4 protein-coding genes are annotated in these 3,961 nt (G+C 74.6%); 2 read left to right on the top strand and 2 right to left on the bottom strand.

From position 1 onward, the window contains the following. Positions 1-989 (bottom strand): MoxR family ATPase (locus G3I42_RS11795; RefSeq protein WP_164285188.1); only part of this gene is annotated, 989 nt, incomplete at its 3' end. Between the two features lie 299 nt (positions 990-1,288). Then, complete coding sequence (locus tag G3I42_RS11800) at positions 1,289-1,819, bottom strand: carbonic anhydrase (RefSeq protein WP_164285190.1); 531 nt, start codon at positions 1,817-1,819, stop codon at positions 1,289-1,291. 466 nt (positions 1,820-2,285) lie between these two features. Here G3I42_RS11800 and rsmH point away from each other — a divergent pair, with 466 nt between their 5' ends. Both rsmH and G3I42_RS11810 read left to right on the top strand, forming a co-directional pair. Next, positions 2,286-3,317: a 16S rRNA (cytosine(1402)-N(4))-methyltransferase RsmH gene (gene rsmH, locus G3I42_RS11805; protein WP_275405247.1), complete on the top strand. Its 1,032-nt coding sequence runs from the start codon at positions 2,286-2,288 to the stop codon at positions 3,315-3,317. A 91-nt stretch (positions 3,318-3,408) separates the two neighbouring features. Then, on the top strand, positions 3,409-3,961 hold a 553-nt coding region (locus tag G3I42_RS11810; RefSeq protein ID WP_164285195.1), incomplete at its 3' end, for a septum formation initiator family protein.

The following is a 3,961-nucleotide window of genomic DNA, read 5'->3' on the forward strand; positions in this document are numbered from 1 at the left end:
CCCACGCGGGCGCCGCTGTCCGGGATCGGCACCTGCTGGAGCAGCTCGACGACGATCGCCTCGGCGCTGCGCCGCCCGAGCTGGGCCTGCGTCGTCGGGAGCAGCCGGTGCGCGAGCACCGGCACCGCGAGGTGCTGCACGTCGTCCGGGAGCACGAAGTCGCGCCCGGCGAGCGCGGCCGAGGCGCGCGCGGCCCGGACGAGATGGAGCGTGGCACGCGGCGAGGCGCCGAGCCGCAGCTCGGGGTGGACCCGGGTGGCCTGCGTGAGCGCCACCGCGTACCGCTCGATGTCCTCGGCGATGTGCACCCCGCGCACCGCCTCGACGAGCTTGGCGATCTCGTCGACGTGCGCGACGGGGACGAGCGCGTCGAGCGGCGAGGCGGCGCCGTGCGCGCCGAGCATCTTCAGCTCGGCCTCGGCCGAGGGGTAGCCCATCGAGACGCGCGCCATGAAACGGTCGCGCTGCGCCTCCGGGAGCGGGTAGGTGCCCTCCATCTCGACGGGGTTCTGCGTCGCGACGACCATGAAGGGGCGCGGCAGCGGGAAGGTCTCGCCGTCGAGCGTGACCTGCCCCTCCTCCATCGCCTCCAGGAGCGCCGACTGCGTCTTCGGCGAGGCGCGGTTGATCTCGTCGCCGATCACGATCTGCGCGAAGACGGCGCCGGGTTTGAAGTCGAAGGTGCCGGAGACCTGGTCGTAGACGGAGACGCCGGTGATGTCCGAGGGGAGCAGGTCCGGGGTGAACTGGATACGGCGCACGGTGGCGTCCACGGAGCGCCCCAGCGCCCGCGCGAGCATCGTCTTGCCGACCCCCGGCACGTCCTCGATGAGCAGGTGCCCCTCCGCGAGCAGCACGGTCAGGGCGAGCCGGACGACGTCCGGTTTGCCCTCGATGACCGTCTCGACGGCGCCCCGTACCCGGCCCGCCGTCTCGCTCAGGTCTCTCAGGTCCCCCCGCGCGTCGGCGCGCTCGTCAAAGGTCGTCACCCGGCCCTCCTCGGCCCACGGCCCCGGGCGGGGCCACCCCTCCACCGGGTTGCGCCCGGCTCGCGGCGAGCCGGCACCCGACATGTCCTGGACCCCGCGCGGACCACTCCGCGCGGGCTCTCCACGCATTCTTGTTGCCGTTATCGGTTCGTGTCACTCGCCCGCGGACAACAGCTCACCGCTTGTCAGTGCTTGTGGCATTTGTCCGCCGGATTCGGCCGATTCCCGGCCGCGGGCGGTAGCCGGAACCGGGGATACGGAACGGGCGGCACCGCACGCGGCCGTGGACGGGGCCCGGCTCAGGCGGCCGGGGCCGGGTCGACCTCGCGCAGCAGCCCGGTGTGCACGTCGAAGACGAAGCCGCGCACGTCGTTCGCCTCGACGAGGAACGGCGAGGTGCGCACCCGCTGCATCGACTGCCGCACGTCCTGCTCGGCGTCGGTGAAGGACTCCACCGCCCACGAGGGACGCTGGCCCACCTCGCGCTCCAGGTCCTGGCGGAAGTCCTCGGTCAGCGATTCGAGACCGCAGTTGGTGTGGTGGATGAGGACGACGCTGCGGGTGCCCAGGGCGCGCTGGCTGATCGTCAGGGACCGGATCACGTCATCGGTCACCACGCCGCCCGCGTTGCGGATCGTGTGGCAGTCGCCGAGTTCCAGGCCGAGCGCGGCGTGCAGGTCGATGCGCGCGTCCATGCAGGCGACGACGGCGACCTTCTGCACGGGCCGGGCGTCCATGCCGGGGTCGGTGAACGTCTTGGCGTACGCCTCGTTCGAGGCGACGAGGCGGTCGGTGACCGAGGTACCGGGGGTGATAGGGGCGGAAGTCATGCTCCAGACGGTACCCAACCGCGCCACCGGGCCCCGCCGCGCGCGGACCCGCACGCGGGCGGCACCGCACGCCGTACCCGCGTGATCATGGCGCGTGACCCCTGGTTTCACGGGCTCCGCGACGCGCAGGGTGGTTGATTGACCGGGCGACAGGGTGGACTAAAGTGACGCGAAGCGGGACCCCGGACACCCCGCTGGAGACTGTCGCGGTCCGTGTCGGCCGCGGCCCCGCGTCCCGGGGCCGCTTCTCCACGGTGCGCGGCGGATACGTACGACCCGGCCCCCTCCCGTTCCGGCCGGCCGGTGCCGCGAGGCGCCGGCGGGCCACTCCCCTTCCGAGCGGGAGGGGACCAGGCCGCGCGTCCCCGCCGCGCCGTCCGCGCGGGGGCACGGCGGGGGACAGGGCGCGGGATCGGGGCGGGACCAGGGCGCGAGGCGCCTATCGACGAGGGTGACGGGCAGGACATTGCACACGGACCAGACGCCCGAGGGCACAGCACCCGGGGGCACAGCGCAGGACCGGCCCGCACCGGCGGCCGGGACGGCCGAGGGGCGTCACGTCCCCGTCATGCTGCGCCGCTGCCTCGACCTCCTCGGCCCCGCCCTCGCCGAGCCGGGCGCGGTGGTCGTCGACTGCACCCTCGGTCTCGGCGGCCACAGCGAGGCCCTGCTCCGTACCTTCCCCGCCGCCCGGCTCGTCGCGCTCGACCGCGACAAGGAGGCGCTGCGCCTGGCCGGGGAGCGCCTCGCCCCCTTCGGCGAGCGGGCGACGCTCGCCCACGCCGTCTACGACGAACTGCCCGACGTCCTCGACCGGCTCGGCGTCCCCCGCGTCCAGGGCGTCCTCTTCGATCTCGGCGTCTCCTCGATGCAGCTCGACGAGGCCGACCGCGGCTTCGCCTACGCGCAGGACGCCCCGCTCGACATGCGCATGGACCAGACGGCGGGCATGAGCGCCGCCGAGGTCCTCAACACCTACCCGCCCGGGGAACTCGTCCGCATCCTGCGCACGTACGGGGAGGAGAAGCAGGCCCGCCGGATCGTCTCCGCCGTCGTGCGCGAACGGGAGAAGGAGCCCTTCGACCGCAGCGCGCGCCTCGTCGAGCTGATCCGCGAGGCCCTGCCGCAGGCCGCCAAGCGCACCGGCGGGAACCCCGCGAAACGCACCTTCCAGGCGCTGCGCATCGAGGTCAACGGCGAACTGTCGGTCCTGGAACGCGCGATCCCCGCGGCGGTGAACACCCTCGCCGTCGGCGGCCGGATCGCCGTCCTCTCCTACCACTCCCTGGAGGACAGGCTCGTCAAGCAGGTCCTGTCCGCCGGGGCCACGAGCACCGCGCCGCCCGGGCTCCCCGTCGTCCCCGAGCGCTACCAGCCCCGCCTCAAACTCCTCACGCGCGGCGCCGAACTGCCCGCCGAGGAAGAGGTCGCCGCCAACCGCCGTGCCGCGCCCGCCCGCCTGCGCGGGGCCGAGCGCCTCCGCGAGGGGGCCGTGTGAGCGGAAGCGGGCCGCCCCGTACCCGTACCGGCACCGGCCGCACCCGCGGAACCGGCAGCAGTGCCCACGCGTGTCACCCCCCGGAGGAGTCGTGAACGGTGTCCTGCGCGGCCGGGCGGCGGCGCTCGCCCGGCTGCTGCCCGAGCGCGGTACGAACCGGGCGGCGCGCACGCCCTTCGTGCTGCTCGTCGTCGTCCTCCTCGCCGGGGGGCTCATCACGCTCCTCGTGCTCAACTCCTCGCTCAACGAGGGCTCCTTCCAGGTGAGCCGGCTCAAGAAGCAGTCCACGGACCTCACCGACGAGCAGCAGGAACTCCAGCGGGACGTGGACGCCTACTCCGCGCCCGACGCGCTCGCCCGCCGCGCCGCCGAACTGGGCATGGTGCCGGGCGGCGACCCGGCCTTCCTCGCGCCGGACGGGACGGTACGGGGCCGGGCCTCGGCCGCGCCCCGCGTCGCCCTCGTCCGGCCGAGCACGCCGGAACCGAGCCCCACCCCGACGCCCACCCCGAGCCCCGGCTCCAGCGTCTCCCCGAGCCCGAGTCAGAGCCCGAGCCCGGACCCGAATCCGAGCCCCAGCCCGACCCCGGGCGACGGCGCCGGTTCCTCCCCGAGCCCCACCCCCACCCCGTACGCGAGCCCGG

The organism is Streptomyces sp. SID11385 (assembly GCF_010548245.1).
Taxonomy (GTDB): Bacteria; Actinomycetota; Actinomycetes; order Streptomycetales; family Streptomycetaceae; genus Streptomyces.

Excerpts from the sequence above, each read along its gene's own strand:
- G3I42_RS11800 (WP_164285190.1), bottom strand. The coding sequence starts at position 1,819 with ATGACTTCCGCCCCTATCACCCCCGGTACCTCGGTCACCGACCGCCTC.